Genomic DNA, 16480 nt, shown 5'->3' on the forward strand with positions numbered 1-16480 from the left:
TGCGTAGCCTACCTGACCAACCCGGCCGGTGTGACTACCGATTATTTTTTACGGAATACGAAATAGGCACCTACGGCCAGGACCAACAGGACAATCCCGCCAATGATGAGCGTTTGGGTTTGTTTTTGCTTGGCTTCGGCCTGGGCCTGGGTCTGAGCAGTCTGATAGGCTTGCAGGGCATTGAGAATGTCGCCTTGACCCAATGTCCCGGTTGCTTTGGCTGCTTCACTATCGAAGTAGCCCGACACGGCCGAATTGATAATCCCCAGCGCGGACGCTAACCAGGTATTGTCTTTTTTGGCATCAGGGCTTAGGGTCGTTAGCGCCTGTTGCTGTTGCAAGAGCGACTGATCATAGGGTACGTACAACCCCAGGGCTTTCCGGAACGCGTCACTAGGGGTATCCCCTAATGAATCCCCCGTCGCATTGAGGTAGGAATGATCGAATCCCCTGGTTAAGATCGAATCACGAAAACCTGTGTGATTGAACATAAGTGGACCGGTTTAGGATTTAGCGGCCTTCTTCATCGCGGATGGCCAGGTACGGGCTTTGCCACTCTTAAAGAGCTTCTTGGCTTTCGAGACGATTTTCTTGAGTTTGGCCGAACCTTTTTTGCGTTTTGTAGGCATGATTGAAACAAATTGACCGGCTGAATTGACGAACAGTTTCATCGATTCGAACCTGTAGGTGAGTGCTGAAGTTGGAGTGCTTGCCGAAGCAGAGCCGTACCGCGTTGGTACTGCTCCGTGGTGGTAAAGGGCATGATGTGGGTAAAGGCCAGTACCGCACCTTTCAAACTATACCCTTTCTGGGCGTAGGTGTCAAGTGCCCATCGATCCGCTTCAAACTCCCCCCCCTGGGCTTCCAGGTGACCGCATTCATGCAGCAGGACAAAGAGTCGTTCGTCGAAAGAGGCACTATTCCACCACTGAGCCGAAACAAGCATGGTGCCGGTAAGCGGGTCCACCGAAGCAGGTGTACCTTGCAGCTCCGGCACCATGATTATTTTGTTGACATGCGGTTGCCAACCGGGTTGGCTTGGCATGGCTTAGCCCAATACGTTAGCGGCTGTTGCGGCCGCAACCAGGTTCGCCTGACCGTAGAGTTTCACCAGGCTTTGCCCATCCTGGGTGTAATGCTCCATTGCCTTCATTTCGGAGAAGGTAGCCCCGAAGAAGAACGTAATGACCACCGAAGTATCGGCCAGGATCGGATATTCAACGATTTTGTCATAACCCAGTACGATACCCTGACCACGTAACGACAAGGGTAGAATTTTGTCGTTGGGGTTGGCCGGATTCTGCGAGATCTGGGGTTGAATCGAGGTGATTACCTTGTCTTCTCCGGTAAAGGGGCTGATCCGGTTAACCGTAAATTTCGAACTGATCTGCGATGCTGAGTTGTTTTCGTAACGGAACAGCATACCCAGTAATTCGGTCGGTTCCCGCAGTAGCAACGCGTGCAGATCTTCAATCGACTGGGTTTCGGTTGAAGTGGCCGTAAGCCCAGCATTACCGTTTTTGTCGTTAAACGCACCGGTCTTCATCAGACCCGGTACCGCGTTGGTAATCAGTCCGCGATACCCACCAAACAGGACGGGAATCAGGGTACGCGCCGTGCCGTTCTGCGGGGTAGCATTGGTAATCCGGATCGAGAAAGTACGAGCCGATTGGTCGAGTACAGCAAAGCTATCGTTGCCAGCTCCGAAGAAAAGGAAGGGGTTGGAAATCCCCAATCTGAAGTCGCGTTCTTCTTGTGTCATCGCGTTTTGAGAGGTAAAATTTAGTGTTTGATTGTGTTGCGGTAAAGTTGTCCCCGTGAACCGTAACTGCGATTTGGCAATACTGGCGAGTTCATCCGGTGCGAAGAATATCCCGTTGCGCGGGTGGAAGGTGTCACCTGGGTTCATGGCTACGTTTTGGAGTCCTGGTTGAGCATCACTCGTGACAGCAGCAGAGCGGCCAGGACCGCCACGAACACCAGGCCGAATAGTTTCAGATCGCGCATAAGCAGGGGGTTTTGTGGCCATTGTAAACGCCAATAGACCAAAGAGCAAAAGGGTGATAGTTGATTTCATGGCGTTGGCCGCTTGTGAAAGAAAGAATTTGTGAATGAGGTCCGAAACATAAAAGGCTCCCGTGAAAGGGAGCCTTCAAGAATTTAAAGATTTGCTTGGATTTGCTTGAATTTCGTTGAATTTCGTTGAAAAGTGGTCAATTGGTCACCACCACATAGGCTTTACCGGTCGTCGCGCCAATGATACTGACCGCGCTGGTTGGGCAATAGGTCGATGTCGATTGGTAACTTCCCCCACCGGCCGCCAGCAAAATGCCCGTCGAAGCGGTCGCATCCGTACCATCGAAGCGGATCGACATCGGGGTATCACTCACGTTCTGAATAAACAGGTATTTCCGGCCAGCTTGAGCGGCTACGGCTTGCTGCGCGGTTCCCCCGGCCGTAATGGTTCCGGCTGTATGGGTAATACTCGATTGCATCGGTGGCAAATCCACCGGTAAGCGGTCACTGATCAAGGCACTGGGCAATTTGGCCTGTAAGGTTGTCCAGTTGGCTAGTGAGCGTTTGATGAACGCTAGGATTGAAAAGCTACCGGTATCGGTAGTTGCGGCCGCATCGGCTTTGACCCCTATTGCCGTGTTTAAATCGGCCAGGCTTGCATTACCCGTCGTCTGACCCGTGCTGATGGTGGTGATGCCCGTGAGTAGCGTGGTCCAGTTGGCTAACGTCCGTTTGATAAAGGCGATTACCGAAAAGGAACCACTATCACTACTAGCGGGGGCATCGGCTTTCGCGCCAACCACCGTGTTTAAATCAGCCAGATTACTGTTACCCGTCGTCTGCCCATTGCTGATGGTGATAATCCCAGCCAGTAGCGTGGTCCAGTTCCCTAAAATGCGTTTGATAAAGGCAATCACGGAAAAGCTACCCGTGTCGGTCGTCGCGGCTGCATCCCCTTTGGCTCCAATGACCGTGTTGATCGCGGCCAGGCTATTATTACCCGTGTCCTGACGGGCAGCCGTCGCGGCCGTGAGCGAACTAATGGGACTGTTCAAGAGCGCCGTGATCTGATCCACCAGGTCGGTGACCTGTTCGGCCGCTAAATTCCCTCCAATCGTTTCCAGATTGGAAATCGGAATGGCCACGTTGACCACACCCGACGAACTGGTAAAGATGATCGTAGGAATTGCGCCGTCTCTGGGTTGTACGGTCGGTTGAGAAAGGTACTGAGGGTTTCCATCCCCCATGTCGATTTTTAAGCCTTCAGCGGCTTTGGTAATGATTACACCCATGTTCGTTTTTGTTTATTGGCTTCTTTAGTGCGATTGGATAAATGACTTTTCGTCCGGTTTGAGAAAAGGATCTAAATGCTCAGTAATGATCGACCATTGTTTGTGGGTATAATAGCTCTGTTTCTTGCGGTACCCGTATTGCTCCAAGAGCACCAGGACGGTACAGGGCGCGCCCGATTGATCCTTAGCAATCGGCATACTGATCCAATGGGCAATCCAAGCCCGGCTGCAATGGTAGCGTTGCATGAGCTTTTGCAAACTGCGTGCATGATCATCATCGAGCTTAGGCATCTTATTGGAGTCGAACGGTTTGCCGGTAGTACTTGGAGGGGTTGGCCTGAACGGTTTTCCAGACTTTCACCACGTCGGGCAGGTTGGGTACTTTCGATAATGGTCCTTTGTAATCAATGGCGTCATTCGTTTTGCCAATGGTCAAGGTGTTGGCCATCTGGTAGAGTTTCGGCGGAACGAAGTTGAGCGAGTGATAGACGAATACGATGTCCTGATTTAGATGTCGTCTATTCGCTAATAGCTGTTTCAGCAGGAGCGGGATGGCCCCTTCGAAATAGCCGGATGCATCATCAAAGACAATCAGACAGTTATAGGCGTACTTGGTGAGCTGCTCTAACGTTTCCTTGTTGTCGATGATTTTGAGTCGATATATCCCCTTTGATAGCCATTTTTTTAGCTTTGATAAGGGCATTTCGGGATATTTCAGCGTATCCTTCGTGTCCTTTAGATCGATCCATAAAACGCCCATATTATTGGCCGTAGCGGCCGGTACAACCTTTTCAAGTAGGAAGGTGGTTTTCCCTGAACCCGGTACCGCAATCAGAATATCAACGTTATTCAGTCTTTGCATTCTTGAATAAGCCAAGTGTTGCGATTGACGAAAACTTATCTCCCCACGATTCCGGAAGAACCTGAATGATCCGGGGAGCCATGATCATCAGCACGGCCAGCAGTAAGGCCATTTCCGGAGAGATGGAAACACTACTGTACTTCTCCAACACTTTGGCCAATGGCTCTTTGAGCTTGGTTTTTTCCCGTGCGGTGAAGGGAAGCGTTTTAACGGCATCGTTACAATCAGCTACCCGTTGAACGGCATCCAAAAACGGATCGGTACCGACTGTCCGATTCTCTTCCAGGAGCGTACCCGCTTTGATCTGCCGGGTTTCCTCTTTATAGCGTCGAATCAGGTCCGCATCATCCGGCTCCTGGTACTTTGACCGGTAGATGGGCTTGAGTACACCACTTTGCAGACTGTCAAACAGGTTGATAAACAGTCCCGCTTCTTCTAAATAATCCTTGAAGGATTTTTCGGGTTCGGCATCGTCCATCCCGTCGCTCTCCGGATCATCGTCGCGAAAATCTTCCGGATTGGTTTGATCAATCGGTTCGGCGTCAAAATCGGGCCGGTCAACCGTGTTGGTCGGTGCGTTCAAATACGATGATAGATCAATCGTAGGGTTACTGTTGTGGTTGGGCAATGATTCCATGATTGATGTCTTTATAGGAGATCCAGAATTGAATCAGAATGGTAAGCGGTTCGCGTAGGTGCGGGTGATCCGTCATGAGTTGCTCTAACACGGCATTGAGCTGCTCCGACGACACGTCCTTTTTCTTTTTGGAAAACAGGCTCATCGGGTTCATACCGAGTTGGGAAACCAGGCTCATCCATTTGATTTTAGGCAGTTCCGAAGCCAGGACCGGCAAGGCCCAAATGACCTGACTAATCGATTGGTGGTACTGGTCACGTTGGCCAACGATGGCCATGAGCTGCGATTGGTCCACTTGCACAAGGGTTGGTGGCTCTGGCTTTACAATCAGGGGTTGAGTTGACCCAACGGGTTCAGGCACTTTAGGTTCTATCTGATTCAAGGCGAGAATAGTGTTTGAGTTTTTTCCGGAAATCAGTACGGGTAGGCATGATCGACTTACACGAAATATCCACGGCTTTCAGTAGATCGACTTCCAGTTCGGACGTATAGTCACTGCTTTTGGGCTGCTGCAGTAAGCTTTGGTACCGAGTAGCCAATTCCTGCAAGGCTTGTTCTAGCTGCTCCTTCTGGCTAATGGCTTCTTGCAGTTCCGTGGCCAGGTCCGCCGATGGTTCGGCCGGGTTGAAGTGGCTTTCCAGAATAGCACGGACCAGCTCCGTACGGGTGGTTCCGCGCTGACTGGCTTGCTGATCCAGCAGCTTAAGCAGCCGCATCGGTTGACGAACACTTAAGGTGCCCGTTCCACTGGGTTCGGTTTCCAGGGCCGTTGGAATCACGTCGGGGTTGGGGTCGGTATTGGGGTTGTTTTCCATAGTTGTCATACAGGCCCGAAAGATGTATGACAAGCGGAAAAGCCAGTGTGCAAGATTTGCTTGGAATTGCTTGGAATTGCTTGAATTTGTTTGGATTTCGTTTAATTCCTATCTTTCCTCCACTCAACCCATGCCGTAACGGGTACACCTTCTCGAAAATGAAAGTGGCTACACTCAGCCGTAAGGAAGTCAAAATCAGGCTTCATGTGTCGGACTATATTCTAAATAAGCTGTTGCGAGACGCTAAATGTGATGTTGTCTTACAACGTCCGGAGCAACGAATCTTTCCGGTATCGGCCTGGAAGAACTTATTCGATCATTGCGGGGTCGATATACACGAAAAGGTTCATTAGCCTTTATAGCCGTATACAGGGCTGTAGTTGGTGAGCGCCTGGTCTAACAGATACAGGAGTTCGATGGCATTGAAATTTTGGTTGTAATCGAGCGGATCATCCAAAAACTGGCTCAGGCTAACGTGTAGGGCAACGGCTTGAATCACCGTCATACGAACCACTTTCCCTTTTTTGGGGAATAGGATACCGGTCGGGTCTTTCACTTTCAGCTCCGTTATGGCCAGCATCAACAGGGTAGGTACTTTAAAGTAATCTTCTTTATCGGGATAGTCCGTTCGAGCATGTAGGACAGCCTGTTGCTGAACCGTATACAGGTAATTGTACACGTAGCCTTTCAGTTTAATCGTTATGGGGGGCATACCAAATTTTATTACTGTAATTGAGTACCGATCGATAGCAAATAGATCCCGCTGCGCGATAGATTATTTTGCTAAGACAGATAATCGACGGGGTTCAAATAATTGCCTTTCGCATCCTTAAGGGTAAAATGCAGGTGTGGACCCGTCACCTGACCAGTACTGCCAACATAGGCGATGATTTGCCCCTGAAACACACGATCACTCATTTTGACATTGTATTTGCTCAAGTGAGCATAGCCCGTGACAAATCCATTGTCATGCGATATGACAAGCTGTTTTCCCCCTTTCTCATTTGTATACAGACTTGTCACACGGCCGTCAGCCGGTGCCAGGACTGGACTTCCTTCGATACTAGAAATGTCGATCCCGTTGTGAAATTCGGGTTCATCCGTTATGGGATTGTTTCGATTGCCGAAAGGGGATGTAATACGCCTAACTGCGTGGGTAAGTGGCCAGATCAATTGATTGGCTTGTTTACGATTGCGCCGAAACAGGACGGCAACCACACCAGTGGCCACAAGTCCACCGGCAATCAGATAGCGTTTTAGGATAGATTTCATTACGATGGAAAACAGAAGATAATTTGGAGGATGAGTAAAAATTTTGGGTGAATAGCGCCGGATCAGGCTTGGGCCCGACCCGAAGCAGTCAGATATCAGACGTTTTCGACGATTAACAACCAAAGATTATTCGGAAAATGTCAGTTAGCTACGCAATTAATAACACACAAGAAATAGAACCCATCACCGGCACCTTTGCGGTGTAAGTGCTGATTGAATTTCGCTCTGGCTTCGTGTTCATCATCCCCACGAAACCAGCCTTTGTATTCCGGATAAGGGCTATCCGTATGGAGATAGGCTCCAAACAGGTATTTGTATGCAGCTTTCTTTTTCATTTGTATACAGGGGAAATACAAGATTTAGGTGAAGATCCGGAAGGGGGTAAAAACACCGTTTACAGCTTGTAAACGGTGTTTTTATTTTCAGAAATTGTAAGATCCTATAGGGCTGTAACCCTATATTGCTTGATTATAGGGTTATAGCCCTATAATGGATTATCCTTCAACGTATTCACCACTGGCCAATAGTGCTGTATACGCATCTCTAGCGGCTTGTTCGGTGTCATACTTATGCAAATGTTTCCAGCCGTGTGATAACTGAGTTTTTGACTGGACCTTGATTACCCAGGGATCAGTATCATACCCTTTCTGTAATCGAATCAGGCTCTTTCCTTCGGCAAATGCAGCAGTACGAACGTCTTGTACACGGACATCCTGAGCGTTTACAGGCTTTAGTAGTTGCTGTATAACAGCGCCAATGGGTTGGGCTTCACCAAAGAGATTGGTTTGAGCAGGATCGTGGATTCTCATCGGCTTTATGAACGGAATATGAGTGATTTTTGACGATAATATTCCTCTACACGACCTTTCGGATGGCCTTCACGCAACAGCTTCTCAACATAATTCATAAGGGCATCGGCATTTTTAAACGAGCGACCTAAATCGAACGGGTCTTTTCGACTCCCTTGTTGGGCTGGATCAGGAATAATGGCTGCTCCTTGTGGTGGAGCTGTATTTTCTCCTGTTGGAAACAACCCGGCCGATGGGTTGTAATAATGCACTGGGGGGCTGTAGAAGTTATTCAGGAATTGAATTAGCCAGGTTTCACCCAGTATACAAGGTTCTGGTATATAACGCGTCCCATATAGGGTAAATATTTTAACGCTCTTTGAGTTATCGCTTTCATGAAAGGCTCGAAAAAATGTCAATTCATAACCTTGTTTGATATAACCGTTGTTTTTAAGCCTGGTAAGAAGTTCAATTAATACCTCCTGTTTATTAGGCTTTTCGGCTTGATTACGTGGCCTAGAATAGCCAGGCATCTTTTTTTGCATGGGTGTCTTAATTACCCAATGATAGGTTGATCCTTCACGAACAAACTTTCCCCAGTTATCAATATAAACTGAGTTAGTTTCAGTTTTAGGAATAGGGGTAGTTGGATTTGAATTTGGATCAAAAATCTGATGTGACACTTGGCTAATAGATTGGTATTCATTCACTTGTCTAGTTTCCATCGCAGTAGAAAATTTGGTTGTAATACACTCGTTTTAGTGCGTATACGGGCTTTTTGAGCGGTGTATACAGGTTGACGGGGTGGTTCGCGTTTTTCGATTTTCGCGCACTGTACATAGTGTACAAGTGTACATAGTGTACATATTTCTGAACATTGAACATCTCTAAAATTTCCTGAACAGAGGGTGCACTTTCAGTGCCTTGACAGTACAGTAAAACTGGCTGAAAAAAACCGCGCTAACGGTTAAGGACATACGTTTCCCGATTTGTCTCCCGAAATCATTTTTTCGAGGGACATAGCGGTTGCGGAATGCACGCAAAATTTAGGCTGACCAGTTTGCAACCCAGTCAGGCATTCAGTTGGCAGTATGATCACATCGATCAGGGCGGTTCGAAACGGTGTCTCACAGTCATATGGCTGTTTACAGGTGAATACAAGGCGTAATACGATCAAAGAGGGTGCGTATACACCCACTCACACCCCGTATTACATCGAGTGTATACAGTGCCTAATTTACCGTAAACGGTGACATAAGCCCTGTTTGCTACTGGCAAAAGAATCGAACCTTTGCGTCAGTGGCCGTGTATACACACCGGCACGCCTACCCTTTTCAGTATACTTGGTCTTGCAGCCCCTTCCTGGTCGTTCCAGGAAGGAGGGGTCTTTCCCCACTCGTCAGGTTATCCGCCTGAGTACATCAAGGATGCCGTTGCACCCTATCTAGGATAACCGGCCTCATTTGGCTAGTTATGGGTTAGATTGTTGCAGTAACCGGATTCGAACCGGGTGGACTCTCGCCATTCTATCTACCCATATTGAAACCAAATCACACAAGATAGAATACCACTACCAGTGGCCTTACTGCATTGTTGCTGGTCTACTTCCCAGCCGTCAGGTTTGGTCATCAACTTTCCTTTGCCGTGGAGCATTCATTTCATGGGACTGGAACCCAGGACTGGCTATCCACGTATTCCCTACAGCAGTCACCTGTAGCGTTGCTTATGTTGTGGGAGCTGGACTCGAACCAGCTTGGTCATATCGAAATGTCTAAGCGTTTGACCGTAGAAATCACTGTTACCTTCCTCCTTAGTAAACCAGGTTTCAGCTACAGAGCGTTTACCCATCCGCCATCCCACAAGGTTGCCGGTCTTTCCCGGCTGTCACCCTACCGTTTCTCTGTCCATCCTGCACTGGCCGGGTTTGCCAATACCTTACTGCGCGTCGGTAAGCTGCTACCCCTTCCCCTTCACGATGATCAGTCGTTACTGGTAGCCTATGGGATCTCTTTGATCTCCAAATAGTATATGCTGTACTATCGCACCTGCTAAATCATCCAGCAAGTATCGACCATCGTTAATTTCATTTTCAATCCAGTTTGGAAACTGAAATGTGTAAGTAGGATAGGTATAGCTTTTAGTATCGATATAAATGATAAGCGAACCCGATTTTATTGAGTTATTAAGTCCTGGATAATGCTCGTTGGGTCCTATAAATTGAAAATCAGTCAGTTTCTCCACAGCGATTAGCGTTTATTCGTTGTACAAAGCGAGTTTGCTACCTGTCAGCTCCATTTCAATCATCACGTCTCCGATTGGGTTACAGATAATCGTCTCATGGCTACGTTTGCCCCGACTCGGATCAAAGCCCCACGCATCGACGGCCCCATCTGCTTCCCGGAACATGGCATCCGGACGGCCGCGACGGGCACCCGGCCCTGATGCATAGGCACCATCGAAAGCCGACGCATGTTCCAGGATCGTGGTACCATCGGTTTGCGGCTCGATCCAGGTTTCAGAATTTTTGAAGCGGTACCGCATATATTGCCAGGGCTTGCCTTCCGTTCGTTTACACTGGTTGTAGAAGTGGCCAGCCACTAACCCGGCATCGTGTGACCGAAGCGGATGAATGGGAAACTGGTCACTAGCTGGATCAGGGCTAAACTTATTGCGCTCATCGAACATGACATAGCCCGACGTTCGGCAAAGGCCAATGCAAAAGATGTTGCCGACCTGCCAGTCAAAATCGACGGGGGGGTGTCCCATGTTACTGACTGTATCGCCGTTGGGCTTCTGACGCTCGTAGAAGAAATTGTTGTTCTGGAACTGTGGAGTAGGCGGTAAGCCCTCAATTTTATTCCAGTCGATGTAAGCCAGGTCTTTATGGGCAAAGCCGCGCTCGGCTCCCATGCCTAAAGACATTCGTTCGGCCGCAAACGCTTTGTTGAAGTAGCGGGACGCGTAGGCAACCATATCGGCATAGTGCTTAATGAAGGCACCCACTTTTTGGGGTCGCATGGCCGTAAAATAGGCGATACCGTCCCTAGCCGCTTCCGGGCTGGATACCATCTTTTTGAAATACGGATGGTTCGGTGGCACGCTCGATCCACCCGGATACTGAAAGTTCCAGGGGTCACCGTTGTAGTTGCCCCACCCGCCGTAGGTACCAAAATTTCGGATGTCGAGTCCCACTTCTTCGTAGATGATCCGGCGTTCGTCATGGAACCAACGCAAGTGAGGGGCATAGGGATCAGACGTACCCATAATTCCTTCCATCAGCTCGTTCCCTTCGGCAAAGCAAATCGGAATCATCCGGGCAACCTTTCGAACGGCCTTTTCAGCCGCTTTGGCGTTGGCGGGATCGTTTAGGCTTTCCACATTGGGAAAACCCGTCTTGAGCAGAAAGTCAGAGTGAGTCCACTCAAAGCGGTTTTTGTCGGGCTTGATGCCGGTATCCATCACCGCTTCAATACCCGCTACCCCGATCATGTCTTCCGACGCAATATCGGTGCGACGGTTCGTCATAACAATCCATTTCCCATCGATAAGCTTGTATCGACCGCCGTTTTTGGCTCCATTGTTGAGCCACATTTCCTGCCGTATAAACCAAGTTGGATCGTCTACCAGCATGCTTAAGCCGTTTTAGGAGGGTTACCAAAATAGATCGTTGCTTGCCCTTTTTTCCGCTTGTCGAGCGGTACCACATCGGGGGAAGTCGATATGTACACCAGGATCGATACCTCGGTACCCGGCCGGTATTCATACGCAGCAGGAAAGCCAATCGTAGGCGGTTGGCCCGTATCCGACACATAGATTTGCTCACCCGGACCAGGCACTAGCGCCACTTTATTGTACACCATGGCCAAACCATCTTTCCAGCTCACGAGCGGATCAAACACGTCGGAATTCATCTTCCGAATGACCGTTTCGCCAAAGTCTGGAAAGTTTGCCGGTGTGGTGCTCGTGTCCACCGGTGCAGGAGCGGCCGTAGCCGGCGCGCTAACTATAGGTGCCGTTTGTGTGGGATCTTCTTCATCGGCTAAGTCCGATTGCTCCCAGTATAAGCGGCCATCGGGGAAATACCGTTTACGGTAGCCTTCCGGCCGGGTGAAGCCTGGTAAGGGATCATTGCCATAATTGGATGTTTCGGGACCGATTTTCAGTGTACCAAACGGTTTATAATTAAAATTATAACCACGCGGTACAAAGGCATCTGGCAGGTTGCTGACTACTTGAATTAAGCCAATCACACCATTGATTGAACACTCGTAGACAGGAGTACCATTTTCGGTGGTACCAGCAATGATTCTAGGCTCACCGGCAATCGGTTTTTTGGCCGGTACGGGATCAGTCACCGGCGCGGGATCGGTTGGTGTTGCTAGACTACCTTGCAGCTTAGAAACCGGCCAAAACTCAGGCCCATTGGGGCCAATAACAACCACTTGGTATTGATCGAGTTGCATACGCTAAAAGAGTTTACGTTGCTGATTGGTAGCCGTTTTCTTCTCCTCTTTCCGAACCTGTTTCAGTAGCTGGTGAGCTGCTTTGCGGTCCTGGTGCTTTCCGGTGGCCATGAGCCGTTGGGCTTCGTCGATTCTATCCTGGTTCGTCATGCAAACGAATGGTTTTGATGGGTAGCCTTATCATGGATATACACATCCGTTACAGGAAACTCCCAGTGTCGAAACGTGAACATGCAGAGCCGTTGAAAATTGGCCAGGCTATCCAGATCGTTGTTATAGTGGATCATCGCATCAGGGCCAAGCTCGGTTAGCTTTTTCTTGATGTCCCGGTAATGGACCTTTTTGGGCTTAGTAGTTGGTTCCATCAGGCTCAGGGGTTGGGTACAGGATTTGATTGATCCGGCCAAGCAGATAGGCGAAAGCCACCAGAAACAAGGCAACCAGAAGCGGCAAATACAGGGGGGCACAAATCGCCCACCAGGACCAGGAGGCAACCACGGAATCAGGGGTGTTATGCAGATCAACCAGGGTGGCAAAACCCGAAAGCTGAACTAGAAGCATAAGCCAGCCAGCAACACGGTAGAGTTGATAACTAAGCATGGAGCGTTAGAACGGTTGACAAGTTAAGGGAGGCAATCAAATTGCGCTCGAGTTGTTCGAGCTGAAAGCAGACCCGGTACAAATCGCTCGCGGAAACGCGGTTCCAGTCGAGCTTTTTACGGCAATCGGCCAAAAACACCTGTTGCCGTTTCATATCCTGAATGAGTCGTACGAGTCGGCCGGTCTGAAAAATCCGGAGGTAGATCGGCCGTTCCATGACTTCCTGAAACGAGTAAAGGCAGTGAAGCCGGTCTTCTAAGGCTTCCTGGTAGGTAGCCGCCCAGTCGTTTTGGGTGGCATTGCCCATTTCTTGCAGGGCATAAATCGTAAGGGGTGACATCGCAGGTAAAGGTTATAGGGGGAATACTTAGTTATTCTTTTTTGTATGGTTGGAATAAGCCAGTAACGCGACTTGCGCCAGGGATACCAGACGGCTAAGGTTAGCCACTCGTAACCGCATCGTTAGCCGTTCAATCTCTTTGATATGCTTTTGCCGAACACGCCATAGCATATAGATAGCGGCTACTGACAAAGGCACATAAACGATAAGCCAGCACATGAGCACCAAAACAAGCCAGTTGCTATAAATAAAGTGGTGCCAGTTCATCGCCAACCACCACCTAAAGGTGTATTTGAGGAATCGGTTTCTTTAGTGACTTCAAACGACTTGACATCATCGCTTGTAATTAGCTGCAAGGCTTCCTGTAAGATGATCGCCATTTTCGGATACGAGTTAGCGGCTTCACCATTAGCGATAACAGCCGGAACAAGGCCACCCCGTTCGCTTTCGGTCAAAGTAATCAGCACAAACGAATGACAACTGTTGATCATCAGCTCAACAACTTCATTATTGATTTCTCGTTGGTTGCTCACGGTAAGTACAGGTTACGCGGTTTTAACTCGTTTACGGATCTTGCCAGGCTCACGACTCGCCAGGGGTGGAACTTTCATTCGAAATGTGGTCATAAAGTATTCCCACTCTTCAATGTTCATTAAGAGTTCTCCTTTTTTCCACTCAGCTTCGGTTAACAGACCATTTTCAATGAAAATATCTCGTAAGGCCGGATGAAGATTATAATAGTTAAACCCTACCTTACTGGCAGTCTTGGTAAACCGCTGTTCAACACAGGCAGCTTTCATCTCAGTGATGATTTTTTCTTTGCGCCAGGCTAGCATTTCGCCAAGCCGCACATAGCGCGTCCATAGTTCATTACGCTCCTGCATAACAGACAATTGTACAGGTTGAATCATAGAGCGGCCTGGGTACGGTAGGTAAAGTAACGTCCAAGATAAGTAAACCTATTTGTTATACCCAACTCGCAGAGTGCATTCCACTATCACTAAAACCCCGATTTACCCTAGCCAGAGTCATTTTTTACCCTAGCCAGGGTAAATTTTTACATCAGCCAGCGTAAAAAGCAATCAATTTTATACTACTTTTACGCTGACCAGAGTAAATTTTGTCGCTGTAACGGCAGCAATATTAAAGTCTAAAATCATTATTTCAAAGTTTACACTGATTTATTTTTAAATTTCTGCGATGAATGCTGAGAGAAAAAACACACTAGGAGAAAGAGTTGAGATGGTAAAGTACCATTTTAAGCTCAACAACGGCCAATTGGGCGAGATTGCAGGTGTTACAGCATCGGCAATTTTTGACATTGTACACGGTAAAACGGACAATCCTAAAATCAGTTTACTCAACAATATTTCACAAAAACTTGGTGTAAACTTGATTTGGCTTGCTACTGGAACCGGTGAAATGATGAGCCAAAACGATACATTCGGTCATAGTACCGTAGATGGACAGATGACTCAATTTTTAAAAGAGCAAATCAGGGAAAAGGACAAGATCATCAATCACCTGATGGCACGGATGGGAAAGCGTAGAGGTGTATCCACTCAGCCGGGTTTGACCCCACTGTTCACCTAATTTTTTTGAGCAATCGGGTACAAATTCGGGTACACCAATTTATCTTTATAGATAAAACGGCTTTTTTGAGTAAATTTGCAGTGTAGCAGCAGTAGGGTGACAATCCCTCTCTCTCTGCGAAAGCAACTTTTTAGCTTACTGGTAATGACCGAGCCGCACTTAAAAAAGTGCGGCTCTTTTCATTTAAACGCACTTTTAGCCGCCTGGACTCGCCCCTAAATTGGTTTTAATTAGGTGACGCGCGAGGTTACATTCTGCAATCAGGTTACATAGGCATAATTTATGGTAAGCGGTTCCCTAGGGGGTGCACATCCGCTTTCCATGTACAACATTAATCGAATGTGCGTTCTTTTCTGGTTTCGCAAATCCACCATTTCGAATCAAGTACCCACTAACAAAACCACCGATGACCCTAAAGGCTTCATCCAAAGGCGCGTCACGTATAATGCAGACCGTGACGAACTTGGCTCAACACATATTGAATGTTATAAATCTCAATGGGATGCCGTACACCAGGTATTTAAAGGAAAATCCGTCTGGGCTCAAGAACAGAATAAAAAACTTAAATCCCTTGAGCAGCGTATTTCCAAACTCGTTGAAGACTTAGAACGAGAACATGAAGAGGTTACTATACCTCTGATAAAAAACTACTTCTGTAATAAAAAACGAATTCGGGGAGGCCAGGAAGTTAATACGAATCGCCAGGTCATCTATTCGTTAATCGATCTTTGCACCGCTCATTATGACCATCAGCAAAAGCGGCAGAAATTGAAAAAAATTACGGAGTCTACCCTTGAAATTCAGTCAAATTATGCTGCCAACATTGGCGATTATTTGCGCTCAAAAAAAATAGACAGGCTACCAGCCTCATCCTTAAACCATGATTTCATGGAAGATTTAGCTATTTACCTGGCTGAATCGGAAGGGTTCGCGGGTAGTCACATTGAAAAACACCTGAAATTTGTAAAACAAACCTTAAAGTGGGCTACTGATCGGGGCAAACTGGTTAAAAACCCGCTGGCTGGTTATAAAATTGAGAGTTTTGAAGAAGAACCAGACACTACCCATCTTACCATTGAGGAGCTGCAACGGCTTATTCATTTTGATTTCGATACACTTGCCAAATCAAAAAAAATTCATGCCCTCACAGCGGAAACGTTAGAAAAAGAACGGGATGCATTTGTTTTTAACTGTTTTACTGGAATGCATCACTGTGATTATACATCTAAACGTTACCACATTGAACTCGATCACCAAGGCAATTACTGGCTCACTGGCCAGCGGAAAAAGACCAATAAACCCTTTTTCCTTAAGCTGCTGGAGCCTAGTGTAGCAATTCTCAAAAAATATGACGGTTTAGAAAATCTTCCGGTCAAGTCGAACCAGAAACGGAATGATTCGCTAAAACTGATCGCGGCTTTTGTCAATCTGCCAATGAATCTATCTACCAAGATAGCCAGAAAGACATTTGCGGACTTAGCCCTGAATGAAATGCTTATCCCTTCGGATGATGTGGCCACGATGCTTGGTCTTACCTCAACCGATAGGCTAAAGCATTATGTTAGGCCACGGCGTAACCGAATCGCCAAATTGCTTTCCAGTTGGGAGCAATTAGCCAATCCGAAGCAGTCAAAAAATTAACTGTTTATAATTCAGGGAATTAACGTCTAAATTATTTTTTATTAAATTGTGCACCCCTGAAATTACAAAACAGTCTCATTATGAGACTGTTTTGTAAAAGTACCCCTCGTTTTCGGGCATTTTTTTCTTTATTGACCCCGCCCTTTAGCATTTTGGAAATT

27 protein-coding genes are annotated in these 16480 nt (G+C 47.7%); 3 read left to right on the forward strand and 24 right to left on the reverse strand.

The window, feature by feature from the left end; genetic code table 11:
• Positions 1 to 41: 41 nt before the first annotated feature.
• From BGO59_RS14890 to BGO59_RS14960, 15 genes are all read right to left on the reverse strand, one after another.
• A complete protein-coding gene (locus BGO59_RS14890; RefSeq protein WP_293684413.1) occupies positions 42 to 491 on the reverse strand; it encodes a hypothetical protein in 450 nt (149 codons plus the stop codon).
• 12 nt (positions 492 to 503) lie between these two features.
• Positions 504 to 629, reverse strand: a complete 126-nt coding sequence (locus BGO59_RS14895; protein ID WP_293684414.1) for a hypothetical protein — start codon at positions 627 to 629, stop codon at positions 504 to 506.
• Between the two features lie 38 nt (positions 630 to 667).
• Complete coding sequence (locus BGO59_RS14900) at positions 668 to 1045, reverse strand: hypothetical protein (RefSeq protein WP_293684415.1); 378 nt, start codon at positions 1043 to 1045, stop codon at positions 668 to 670.
• 3 nt (positions 1046 to 1048) lie between these two features.
• Positions 1049 to 2077: a hypothetical protein gene (locus BGO59_RS14905; RefSeq protein ID WP_293684416.1), complete on the reverse strand. Its 1029-nt coding sequence runs from the start codon at positions 2075 to 2077 to the stop codon at positions 1049 to 1051.
• A gap of 136 nt (positions 2078 to 2213) precedes the next feature.
• Complete coding sequence (locus tag BGO59_RS14910; protein WP_293684417.1) at positions 2214 to 3308, reverse strand: hypothetical protein; 1095 nt, start codon at positions 3306 to 3308, stop codon at positions 2214 to 2216.
• Positions 3309 to 3332: 24 nt separating this feature from the next.
• Positions 3333 to 3599, reverse strand: coding sequence for a hypothetical protein (locus tag BGO59_RS14915; protein WP_293684418.1), 267 nt, complete (start codon positions 3597 to 3599; stop codon positions 3333 to 3335).
• A 1-nt stretch (position 3600) separates the two neighbouring features.
• Complete coding sequence (locus BGO59_RS14920; RefSeq protein WP_293684419.1) at positions 3601 to 4170, reverse strand: hypothetical protein; 570 nt, start codon at positions 4168 to 4170, stop codon at positions 3601 to 3603.
• Entirely contained in the window at positions 4154 to 4807 is a 654-nt protein-coding gene (locus BGO59_RS14925; RefSeq protein ID WP_293684420.1) for a hypothetical protein, read from the reverse strand. The genes BGO59_RS14920 and BGO59_RS14925 overlap by 17 nt, the downstream gene beginning before the upstream one ends.
• Positions 4779 to 5189: a hypothetical protein gene (locus BGO59_RS14930; RefSeq protein WP_293684421.1), complete on the reverse strand. Its 411-nt coding sequence runs from the start codon at positions 5187 to 5189 to the stop codon at positions 4779 to 4781. Before BGO59_RS14930 ends, BGO59_RS14925 begins: the two co-directional genes overlap by 29 nt.
• Entirely contained in the window at positions 5170 to 5631 is a 462-nt protein-coding gene (locus BGO59_RS14935) for a hypothetical protein (protein WP_293684422.1), read from the reverse strand. Before BGO59_RS14935 ends, BGO59_RS14930 begins: the two co-directional genes overlap by 20 nt.
• 340 nt (positions 5632 to 5971) lie before the next feature.
• On the reverse strand, positions 5972 to 6334 hold the full coding sequence (locus BGO59_RS14940) for a hypothetical protein (RefSeq protein WP_293684423.1): 363 nt from the start codon (positions 6332 to 6334) through the stop codon (positions 5972 to 5974).
• A gap of 71 nt (positions 6335 to 6405) precedes the next feature.
• Entirely contained in the window at positions 6406 to 6894 is a 489-nt protein-coding gene (locus tag BGO59_RS14945; protein WP_293684424.1) for a M23 family metallopeptidase, read from the reverse strand.
• A gap of 140 nt (positions 6895 to 7034) precedes the next feature.
• Complete coding sequence (locus BGO59_RS14950) at positions 7035 to 7229, reverse strand: hypothetical protein (protein ID WP_293684425.1); 195 nt, start codon at positions 7227 to 7229, stop codon at positions 7035 to 7037.
• 159 nt (positions 7230 to 7388) lie between these two features.
• Positions 7389 to 7703: a hypothetical protein gene (locus BGO59_RS14955; protein ID WP_293684426.1), complete on the reverse strand. Its 315-nt coding sequence runs from the start codon at positions 7701 to 7703 to the stop codon at positions 7389 to 7391.
• A 5-nt stretch (positions 7704 to 7708) separates the two neighbouring features.
• Positions 7709 to 8407 (reverse strand): hypothetical protein, encoded by a 699-nt coding sequence (locus BGO59_RS14960; RefSeq protein WP_293684427.1) that lies wholly within the window; start codon positions 8405 to 8407, stop codon positions 7709 to 7711.
• 919 nt (positions 8408 to 9326) lie between these two features.
• Here BGO59_RS14960 and BGO59_RS14965 point away from each other — a divergent pair.
• The gene (locus tag BGO59_RS14965; protein ID WP_293684428.1) at positions 9327 to 9707 is read left to right on the forward strand and encodes a hypothetical protein; all 381 of its coding nucleotides are present in this window, start codon (positions 9327 to 9329) and stop codon (positions 9705 to 9707) included.
• A 228-nt stretch (positions 9708 to 9935) separates the two neighbouring features.
• On the opposite strand, the gene BGO59_RS14970 is transcribed toward BGO59_RS14965, so the two are convergent.
• From BGO59_RS14970 to BGO59_RS15010, 9 genes are read right to left on the reverse strand one after another with little or no spacing between them, the layout of a single operon-like run.
• Positions 9936 to 11312, reverse strand: coding sequence for a hypothetical protein (locus tag BGO59_RS14970; RefSeq protein ID WP_293684429.1), 1377 nt, complete (start codon positions 11310 to 11312; stop codon positions 9936 to 9938).
• A gap of 2 nt (positions 11313 to 11314) precedes the next feature.
• Positions 11315 to 12145: a hypothetical protein gene (locus BGO59_RS14975; RefSeq protein WP_293684430.1), complete on the reverse strand. Its 831-nt coding sequence runs from the start codon at positions 12143 to 12145 to the stop codon at positions 11315 to 11317.
• A 3-nt stretch (positions 12146 to 12148) separates the two neighbouring features.
• Positions 12149 to 12295, reverse strand: a complete 147-nt coding sequence (locus BGO59_RS14980; protein WP_293684431.1) for a hypothetical protein — start codon at positions 12293 to 12295, stop codon at positions 12149 to 12151.
• Positions 12292 to 12510: a hypothetical protein gene (locus BGO59_RS14985; protein ID WP_293684432.1), complete on the reverse strand. Its 219-nt coding sequence runs from the start codon at positions 12508 to 12510 to the stop codon at positions 12292 to 12294. The genes BGO59_RS14980 and BGO59_RS14985 overlap by 4 nt, the downstream gene beginning before the upstream one ends.
• A complete protein-coding gene (locus tag BGO59_RS14990) occupies positions 12494 to 12745 on the reverse strand; it encodes a hypothetical protein (RefSeq protein ID WP_293684433.1) in 252 nt (83 codons plus the stop codon). The genes BGO59_RS14985 and BGO59_RS14990 overlap by 17 nt, the downstream gene beginning before the upstream one ends.
• Positions 12738 to 13085, reverse strand: coding sequence for a hypothetical protein (locus BGO59_RS14995; protein ID WP_293684434.1), 348 nt, complete (start codon positions 13083 to 13085; stop codon positions 12738 to 12740). The genes BGO59_RS14990 and BGO59_RS14995 overlap by 8 nt, the downstream gene beginning before the upstream one ends.
• A 27-nt stretch (positions 13086 to 13112) precedes the next feature.
• Positions 13113 to 13352, reverse strand: coding sequence for a hypothetical protein (locus BGO59_RS15000; protein WP_293684435.1), 240 nt, complete (start codon positions 13350 to 13352; stop codon positions 13113 to 13115).
• Entirely contained in the window at positions 13349 to 13618 is a 270-nt protein-coding gene (locus tag BGO59_RS15005; RefSeq protein ID WP_293684436.1) for a hypothetical protein, read from the reverse strand. Before BGO59_RS15005 ends, BGO59_RS15000 begins: the two co-directional genes overlap by 4 nt.
• Before the next feature lie 12 nt (positions 13619 to 13630).
• On the reverse strand, positions 13631 to 13996 hold the full coding sequence (locus tag BGO59_RS15010; protein WP_293684437.1) for a hypothetical protein: 366 nt from the start codon (positions 13994 to 13996) through the stop codon (positions 13631 to 13633).
• 289 nt (positions 13997 to 14285) lie between these two features.
• Here BGO59_RS15010 and BGO59_RS15015 point away from each other — a divergent pair, with 289 nt between their 5' ends.
• The gene (locus tag BGO59_RS15015; RefSeq protein WP_293684438.1) at positions 14286 to 14678 is read left to right on the forward strand and encodes a helix-turn-helix transcriptional regulator; all 393 of its coding nucleotides are present in this window, start codon (positions 14286 to 14288) and stop codon (positions 14676 to 14678) included.
• Positions 14679 to 14999: 321 nt separating this feature from the next.
• Entirely contained in the window at positions 15000 to 16319 is a 1320-nt protein-coding gene (locus BGO59_RS15020; protein ID WP_293684439.1) for a phage integrase SAM-like domain-containing protein, read from the forward strand.
• Positions 16320 to 16480: the final 161 nt, after the last annotated feature.

Source organism: Spirosoma sp. 48-14 (genome assembly GCF_001898575.1).
In the GTDB taxonomy this organism is placed as follows: Bacteria; Bacteroidota; Bacteroidia; order Cytophagales; family Spirosomataceae; genus Spirosoma.

What these genes read in the sequence shown, in the direction of transcription:
- BGO59_RS15015 (WP_293684438.1), top strand. Translation starts at nt 14,286, where the DNA reads ATGAATGCTGAGAGAAAAAACACACTAGGAGAAAGAGTTGAGATGGTA.
- BGO59_RS14900 (WP_293684415.1), bottom strand. Translation starts at nt 1,045, where the DNA reads ATGCCAAGCCAACCCGGTTGGCAACCGCATGTCAACAAAATAATCATG.
- BGO59_RS14960 (WP_293684427.1), bottom strand. Translation starts at nt 8,407, where the DNA reads ATGGAAACTAGACAAGTGAATGAATACCAATCTATTAGCCAAGTGTCA.
- BGO59_RS14910 (WP_293684417.1), bottom strand. Translation starts at nt 3,308, where the DNA reads ATGGGTGTAATCATTACCAAAGCCGCTGAAGGCTTAAAAATCGACATG.
- BGO59_RS14990 (WP_293684433.1), bottom strand. Translation starts at nt 12,745, where the DNA reads ATGCTTAGTTATCAACTCTACCGTGTTGCTGGCTGGCTTATGCTTCTA.
- BGO59_RS14935 (WP_293684422.1), bottom strand. Translation starts at nt 5,631, where the DNA reads ATGACAACTATGGAAAACAACCCCAATACCGACCCCAACCCCGACGTG.
- BGO59_RS14905 (WP_293684416.1), bottom strand. Translation starts at nt 2,077, where the DNA reads ATGAAATCAACTATCACCCTTTTGCTCTTTGGTCTATTGGCGTTTACA.
- BGO59_RS14890 (WP_293684413.1), bottom strand. Translation starts at nt 491, where the DNA reads ATGTTCAATCACACAGGTTTTCGTGATTCGATCTTAACCAGGGGATTC.
- BGO59_RS15010 (WP_293684437.1), bottom strand. Translation starts at nt 13,996, where the DNA reads ATGATTCAACCTGTACAATTGTCTGTTATGCAGGAGCGTAATGAACTA.
- BGO59_RS14945 (WP_293684424.1), bottom strand. Translation starts at nt 6,894, where the DNA reads ATGAAATCTATCCTAAAACGCTATCTGATTGCCGGTGGACTTGTGGCC.
- BGO59_RS14970 (WP_293684429.1), bottom strand. Translation starts at nt 11,312, where the DNA reads ATGCTGGTAGACGATCCAACTTGGTTTATACGGCAGGAAATGTGGCTC.
- BGO59_RS14955 (WP_293684426.1), bottom strand. Translation starts at nt 7,703, where the DNA reads ATGAGAATCCACGATCCTGCTCAAACCAATCTCTTTGGTGAAGCCCAA.
- BGO59_RS14980 (WP_293684431.1), bottom strand. Translation starts at nt 12,295, where the DNA reads ATGACGAACCAGGATAGAATCGACGAAGCCCAACGGCTCATGGCCACC.
- BGO59_RS14975 (WP_293684430.1), bottom strand. Translation starts at nt 12,145, where the DNA reads ATGCAACTCGATCAATACCAAGTGGTTGTTATTGGCCCCAATGGGCCT.
- BGO59_RS15020 (WP_293684439.1), top strand. Translation starts at nt 15,000, where the DNA reads ATGTACAACATTAATCGAATGTGCGTTCTTTTCTGGTTTCGCAAATCC.
- BGO59_RS14940 (WP_293684423.1), bottom strand. Translation starts at nt 6,334, where the DNA reads ATGCCCCCCATAACGATTAAACTGAAAGGCTACGTGTACAATTACCTG.
- BGO59_RS14895 (WP_293684414.1), bottom strand. Translation starts at nt 629, where the DNA reads ATGCCTACAAAACGCAAAAAAGGTTCGGCCAAACTCAAGAAAATCGTC.
- BGO59_RS14950 (WP_293684425.1), bottom strand. Translation starts at nt 7,229, where the DNA reads ATGAAAAAGAAAGCTGCATACAAATACCTGTTTGGAGCCTATCTCCAT.
- BGO59_RS14985 (WP_293684432.1), bottom strand. Translation starts at nt 12,510, where the DNA reads ATGGAACCAACTACTAAGCCCAAAAAGGTCCATTACCGGGACATCAAG.
- BGO59_RS14920 (WP_293684419.1), bottom strand. Translation starts at nt 4,170, where the DNA reads ATGCAAAGACTGAATAACGTTGATATTCTGATTGCGGTACCGGGTTCA.
- BGO59_RS14925 (WP_293684420.1), bottom strand. Translation starts at nt 4,807, where the DNA reads ATGGAATCATTGCCCAACCACAACAGTAACCCTACGATTGATCTATCA.
- BGO59_RS15000 (WP_293684435.1), bottom strand. Translation starts at nt 13,352, where the DNA reads ATGAACTGGCACCACTTTATTTATAGCAACTGGCTTGTTTTGGTGCTC.
- BGO59_RS14995 (WP_293684434.1), bottom strand. Translation starts at nt 13,085, where the DNA reads ATGTCACCCCTTACGATTTATGCCCTGCAAGAAATGGGCAATGCCACC.
- BGO59_RS14915 (WP_293684418.1), bottom strand. Translation starts at nt 3,599, where the DNA reads ATGCCTAAGCTCGATGATGATCATGCACGCAGTTTGCAAAAGCTCATG.